Origin of the sequence: Mesorhizobium sp. B2-4-13 (genome assembly GCF_006658535.1) — a bacterium.
In the GTDB taxonomy this organism is placed as follows: domain Bacteria; phylum Pseudomonadota; class Alphaproteobacteria; order Rhizobiales; family Rhizobiaceae; genus Mesorhizobium; species Mesorhizobium australicum.
The window spans coordinates 105,965-112,073 of the sequence record NZ_VFVB01000016.1 but is presented as its reverse complement, the minus strand read 5'-3'; the positions used below and the strand labels follow the sequence as shown (position 1 = coordinate 112,073).

General features: G+C 56.0%; 8 protein-coding genes and 1 pseudogene. 8 read left to right on the top strand and 1 reads right to left on the bottom strand.

The window, feature by feature from the left end:
* The first annotated feature begins 397 nt into the window (after positions 1 to 397).
* From FJ936_RS31120 to FJ936_RS29670, 8 genes and pseudogenes are all read left to right on the top strand, one after another.
* On the top strand, positions 398 to 556 hold the full coding sequence (locus tag FJ936_RS31120; protein ID WP_246680604.1) for a hypothetical protein: 159 nt from the start codon (positions 398 to 400) through the stop codon (positions 554 to 556).
* Positions 557 to 709: 153 nt separating this feature from the next.
* Complete coding sequence (locus FJ936_RS31115) at positions 710 to 1,384, top strand: hypothetical protein (protein WP_246680603.1); 675 nt, start codon at positions 710 to 712, stop codon at positions 1,382 to 1,384.
* A gap of 212 nt (positions 1,385 to 1,596) precedes the next feature.
* A pseudogene (locus tag FJ936_RS31295) lies at positions 1,597 to 1,788 on the top strand (aromatic amino acid lyase); the annotation flags it as partial.
* Positions 1,789 to 1,873: 85 nt separating this feature from the next.
* Complete coding sequence (locus FJ936_RS29690; protein WP_141907437.1) at positions 1,874 to 2,521, top strand: hypothetical protein; 648 nt, start codon at positions 1,874 to 1,876, stop codon at positions 2,519 to 2,521.
* An 80-nt stretch (positions 2,522 to 2,601) separates the two neighbouring features.
* Positions 2,602 to 3,222, top strand: a complete 621-nt coding sequence (locus tag FJ936_RS29685; protein ID WP_141907436.1) for a hypothetical protein — start codon at positions 2,602 to 2,604, stop codon at positions 3,220 to 3,222.
* A gap of 37 nt (positions 3,223 to 3,259) precedes the next feature.
* Positions 3,260 to 3,997 carry a hypothetical protein gene (locus tag FJ936_RS29680; RefSeq protein WP_141907435.1) on the top strand — a complete coding sequence of 246 codons (738 nt, stop codon included), beginning with the start codon at positions 3,260 to 3,262 and terminating at the stop codon, positions 3,995 to 3,997.
* 233 nt (positions 3,998 to 4,230) lie between these two features.
* Positions 4,231 to 4,473 (top strand): hypothetical protein, encoded by a 243-nt coding sequence (locus FJ936_RS29675; RefSeq protein ID WP_141907434.1) that lies wholly within the window; start codon positions 4,231 to 4,233, stop codon positions 4,471 to 4,473.
* A gap of 65 nt (positions 4,474 to 4,538) precedes the next feature.
* Complete coding sequence (locus FJ936_RS29670) at positions 4,539 to 5,573, top strand: M81 family metallopeptidase (protein ID WP_141907433.1); 1,035 nt, start codon at positions 4,539 to 4,541, stop codon at positions 5,571 to 5,573.
* Here FJ936_RS29670 and FJ936_RS29665 read toward each other — a convergent pair.
* Entirely contained in the window at positions 5,566 to 6,006 is a 441-nt protein-coding gene (locus tag FJ936_RS29665; protein ID WP_141907443.1) for an Lrp/AsnC family transcriptional regulator, read from the bottom strand. The two genes, FJ936_RS29670 and FJ936_RS29665, sit on opposite strands and share 8 nt — an antisense overlap.
* Between the last annotated feature and the right edge of the window lie 103 nt (positions 6,007 to 6,109).

Here is a 6,109-nt window from a genome sequence, read left to right as displayed (position 1 = left end):
CTTTTTAGCAGCCGTAGCGCCGTTTGAGGCCAACTCACCAGGCGCTGGCGTCGCTTGCCGATTACGGGCGGCAATCGGTCTTCGGTCGGTTTTCGCGCCCACCCTCAATAGCACCAAACCTCGCTCTGCCACGCGTCAAGGTCCGGCTGCCCCCTATTGCGCGAGGAACTACGAAAGGAAGCAGATAGCTTCCAGAGCCCCCGTCGATGCTCACCGAGAGTTCTGCTTCAGTTGCAGCCGATCTGCAGCCGCTTGATGATTTGGGCGCTTCCCTGGCACGATCGAGCGCACGTTGTACCTGCTAGATTTGACCTTAGATGGCTGTGGCCGCCTGTCATATCGACACTGCGAAGCCGTGCCAAAAGCAGCCCGGCTGGACAAGTGGAGGTAAGCCGACATGTGGCAAAGAGACATTCTTGTGTTGCCTGACGATCTGATTGCGTTCGCCTGGTCCGCGCCGATGCGGGACTTGGCGGCGAAACTCGAACTGTCCGACGTCGGGCTGAAGAAGCTGCTGACGCGATGCGGAGTAGCCTCGCCGCCGCAAGGCTATTAGAACAAGATCCGTGCCGGAAAGAGGGTGCCAGCAATACCCAAGGCGCCACCGCGGCGCCCTGGTGAATTGGGCCGAGCCAGTGTCGACGCCCGCTTCAAAAGGGTGCTGTCGATTGCAGCCCCTCTTGTATTCAATGGGCCATTTGCATCCGCTATGGTTCCAGAAGACCTCGACGAACTCCGCGCACAAGAGTTGAAGGCGATTGGCAAAGTTTCTGTCCCGCAGACGTTGGACAGGCCCCACAAGGGGCTCGTTCAACTGCTCAAGCAGGAGCAGCGTCGCCACGATAAAAATACAGAACGCGAGTGGACCTTTGACGAACCCAAGTTCGACAATCCACTAGGCAAGCGGCGGCTGAGAATCTTCAATGCGGTGTTTTTGGCGCTCAGCAAGCGCGGCCATTACGGTGGTGCCTACGAGCGCGACGGAGAAATTCATGCGCGAGCAAGCATCGGAGACACCTATCTTGGATTGGATATAGGAATAGTCGGTAGCCACCGCACAGTGCGTCAGTACGGGTATCTGCGGCCGGCGCCAGACCTGCCAGCATCAACCCCACTTGCGCTGCGGATCGATCCGGGGTTCGACCGCAGGAATACGGTTTCTTGGCAGGACGACGGTGACGCCAAGCTTGAGTCAAAGATCGCCGAGATCGCGGCCGCGATCATCGTGGCGGGTGAGAAAAAGTTTCGCCTTAGCCTGCGGGAAGCCGAGGAGCGTGCGGAGCGGGAGCAGGTTGAAAAGGAGAAGCAGCGCCAGGAATGGCTAGTCCAACTCAACCAAAAGCGCCTGCAAAATCTGCGCAACAGCGGCGAACTTCTACGTTAAGCCGAAGACATTCGCGCGCTTGTTGAGCGCGTCCGTCGCGCGATCGATGATGGTTCGGCTGATATCGATGCCTCGGCACTGGAAGCATGGCAACGTTGGGCACTCGCTGAGGCAGACAGGATCGATCCCGTGCGGTCTGGTCAAATTTTAACGCATCTCAACGAGCCGTCGCTATAGTAAGTCGGCCGACGCGGCCCCGAACCGATAAGCCGCCGCATGGCTGTTTTCCAGCCAAGGTCGCGTTCGTCTCGCATGGACTGGAGCCCGTGACGTTGGGCGCCAAGGAAGGTCTGGCGCTGCTCAACGGCACCCAGTTTTCGACGGCTGCGGGCCAACATAGCTGGATGCCATCGACAGGCCTCCGCAACAGGATCGCCCGCTTCGCCATTGTCGGCGGCAGCATTTGCGCGAAGGAGACGCGTGCTTGCCATTGCACGACTTGCCGAAATCGGACTAGTAGAACCAGGATCTCCAAATAAAGGCGCGTAGATGAAAGGCTTTAAGCAATTCTTGAAGGACGCAGACGGTCTTCAAACCGAAATGAAGGAAGTGGACGTCTTCTATCACTTTGCGTCGGATGACCAAACTGCGAAGGATACGATCCTGATGCTACTAACCGAGGCAGTACCCTTTGTAGACCTTGGAAAGGGGCGATCGATAATCCATCATAAGGCGCATGTGCCAAACACCGAAGATCATCTCCATTTTGCGGTGAACGGAAATAAGGTTGCCGCCGTCAATAAGAGTGGAACGGCACACGACCGCAGCCATGGGATCAAACTTCAGAAATGGGCACTTAAAGGAGCGGCGCAGCATTATCCAGATTTCAAGATGCCAAAGGATGGGCTCATCGAAAGCCTGTTCGGTCAGCCTGAGGGTGAGCTCTTGCTCGAATCGCACCGAAGGCCAAAAGTTTTGCTCTCAAGAGCGCGGCGGGCCCTGGCCCAACTGGCGGTAGTTCAGCAACATTGGCCACTTAAGGGTGGGTCCGAGATCACGCCGCAACCGCTGCATGATTTTGTCGGTCCAGAACTATTGGACCGAGCGATCTTCAGTCTGTCCATTCCGGCTGGTGCCTGTTCCGGGGTGAAAATTCATGAAAGTGCAATTTTGCACTGTCAGCCTCTGCGGTTGTGACAACCCACCGCCACCAGTAATTGAAGGACATGATGCCAAAGCCGAGCCCATATCTTCCGTCGATAGACGAAGTTGTCCGAATGGCGCCGGAACTCAATGCGTGGGCAGAGATGGCAGCCCGAGCGTTCGGCCTCTATGAGGGGATAAATGAAGCCATAAAAATGGCTCGGGACAAGGACGGACCTGTCGCGCATTACGCCAGTGAAGTCCGGCAGCAAATGATTTTGATGGCGCTGATCAGGTCATTTCGCCTTGATGACCGGGGCTCCAAGGTGTCGCTACAGTCGGCCTATCAGTTTCTGCGGGTGCCAGATTCTTTGCAGTTGACGGCGCGTCTCTACGCCGAGAGCGAACCGAAAAGCACCTTATGTGGCGCTATGCCCATTTGTCAGAGCGGCATAACGAAATTCCTAGAAACCTATCGGAGTGTGGACTTTGCCGGTTTTCAGAAGATACAGTCCTTCCGGAACTCTGGCATTGCGCATGTGTCCTGGCCCGATGCCGAGAAGGCGAAGGTAACCTTTTCGGATGTCGAAAAACTGGTGCTAGGGTGCTGCGAAATGGCGGGCCAGTTGACATTGATAACGTCAGCTCGAAATGATTGGCCCATAGAGCATTTAGAGGAGACTAGATCGACTTCGTACAAATTTTGGCTGGCCGCCATAACGGCTCAGTCGAATGGAACGCTCGATCTAGCATGACACGCTCGAAATCTCTTGCCGCGAAGAGCAGCCCCCAATGAGAGCAGATTTACTGAACGCTCAAGCGGCTGTCGATTGGGTTGTGTCGAACGTTCCTGCGCTCGAACGAAAGTTGTTTGATTGGGGAAACAGGAACTTCGAAATAGCGGTCGAGAGGCAGTCTGCACCTGCTGAGGTCGATTTAGTGGTCGCTACGGGGAAAGAGCTTTTTCCCCTTAAATTTAATGCTGAGGTCGGCGCCTATGTTAATTCCATTCGCAGTGCGCTCGATACTCTGGCTTTCGCTATATTCGAGCGCGGTTGTTCCTGTCGCGAAAAGGATGTCTGTTTTCCGGTTGCGGAAACCGAAGCCAAATTTCAATCTGGCGACTACACAGGGGCCAAATTCGTAGAGTCCCTTCCGCAAGCTTATCGTCTCCGCATCGAGTCCATCAAACCGTTCGCTAGTGGTAACCCTACGTTGTGGGCACTTCATAAACTTGATATCAGACGGAAGCATCACCGCCTGCTTTCGGTAGTTCCTCAGCCGTCTACATTGACAGTTGGGGTTGGCAGCCCCTTTTCAGAATATCGCTCGGTAGCTATGCCGGGCTATCTTGAGATCGGAGAGCGTGTCGTGGTCGGCCATATACCGGCCGGAGGAATCGAACCACCCATTGCGTTCACTGCATTCGTCGTGATGAATGAGCAAGAATTTGTTCCACGCAAGTCCGCCGCTGCAGTGCTTCGAGAATTCGCTACTCTAGCCACGTCCGTGATCGCAATGTTCGATTAGGGCCTGCAGGTTCGTGCCATCTAGGCTGGCCCTATAGGGCGCTTACTGCCAGAAGTCGATGCCTTCCAAACTATCCAAAAATCGAATCTAGTGTCCGACTTTGTCCATCAGCAACCGCAATTCGGGCTGAGGCGCGACCCAGAAAGTTCGAAAGGCCTCCAGGAACCCCGGCCGCTTAGGCTGTGGAGGGACCGCGATTTCGTCAGGCAGCCGGTCGACACGACTTTAGTCCCTTGTCGTTGCGTAGCCGGATCGGTGATCAGTATCTGAAGCAATTTGCGACGGACGTGATTTCGAGACCCTACAGGTTTGAAAAGGGGGCATTCGATTTCGGTGCTTCCAACATGGTTATCCTGACGAAGGACCATGGCCATGCAGTCGCTGTATTGATGAACATCGACGGGACGGTAAAGACCGACACGTTCAGGAGTTCGGCGATTGAAGATCTGCTCGTCGGCGCGGACCTCGCAACGTGAATTGGCCCAGAAGGAGACTTACTCCCGAATACTACCGGAGTTTGAGCTTCTAAGAGGAAGAGCAAATGGCGCCTTGTGTTTTGACGGCCGAATTCACTCACGAAACGAACACTTTCAACGTGATCAAGGCGGACTATGAAGCTTTTCGGAGCAGCCGCATCCTGGAAGGCGATGACGCCATTTCGGCTCGCGGCGATGCCAATACCGAACTGGCCGGATTTCTGGATGTTGCGCGCAAATACCAGTGGGATCTGGTGCATGCAATCAGTGCCGATGCCGAACCTGCTGGTCCGGTAACGCGTGACGCGTTTGACCGCATCACCCATGAGATACTGGCTAAAGCGGCGGCTTTGGGCGACAAGCTTGATGGCATTTTGCTTGGCTTGCATGGCGCTATGGTGACCGATTTTTCTTCAGATGGCGAAGGTGAAGTGCTTGAGCGTTTACGTCGAGTGCTGAAGCGCCGCATACCGATCGCCGTCACGCTGGACCCGCATGCCAACGTCACGGCCACCATGTGTGAAAACGCGGACGTCCTGATTCCTTTCAAAACTTATCCACATGTCGATATTCGCGAAACCGCTCGCCATGCCGCCGAGTTGCTGCACAAGGCAATTCAGGTTCCATCAGACCCAAGACTCTTTTGGTGCGCAAGGGAGCATGAAAGGAAGATGGACCCGCGCTTTGGCGGACCACCATCGCAGGTTGAGGCTAAGCTTTTGCGTCTAAGCGACGGAAAGCTTGTAGGCACCGGGCCGCAGTTGGGCGGGCTCCTATTCAGTTTTGGTCTCACGGCCGTCATCTCAGTCGGTGGAGTGAAGGTGCTCGTCGTCACTGAGCGCTCGCAGTTGCTGGATCAGGAGCAGTTCCGAGCCTTTGGCATAGAGCCGACGGCACACGACGTAATCGTTGTGAAATCCCAACAGCATTTCCGCGCGGACTTTGAATCGATCGCTGGAGAGATCATTGTCTGCGCTTGCGGGGCCCTGTCGACGATGGACTACGCCAAACTGCCGTTCAGGAACGTGCCGCGGCCGATTTACCCGCTCGACAAATGTAGTGCGAGAACAAGGACGATCCCGAGCGCCGGTACTATGTGAGGCGTGCTCGCGTCGTGCGCGGCGTAGCTAGCAGAAGGCTGGTTTCGCTCCCGGTTATGCCGCCAATCAGGCGGATGCGGCGCAGTACCGCATCGAAATCAGTCAGCGAGGCGGTTCCAAGTTCGACAACCAAATCCCAGCGGCCGTTAGTGGTATGGATAGTCGACACTTCGGGAAACCCACCCAGTGCCCTGACGACGCGGTCGGCGGCATGACCCTTAATTTCAATGAGCATGATGCCCCGAATGCGTTGATCGACGGCGTCCGCGCGCAGCACCACCGTGTAGCCGATGATGTCGCCGGATCGTTCCAGCCGCTCCATGCGCGCCCTGACCGTGGCGCGCGAGACGCCGAGATCGACCGCAAGATCAGACACGCTGCGCCTGGCGTCATGCCGAAGCAGGGTCACAAGGCGTTCGTCGAGCGCGTCCATTGAGGTGCCATTTTGATCAATTTCGCTGCCATTGTGATAAGCCATACTTTCCGGATTGCCAATTCACCTGCTTCATATCGCCGGCTCACCGTGATCTCATCCC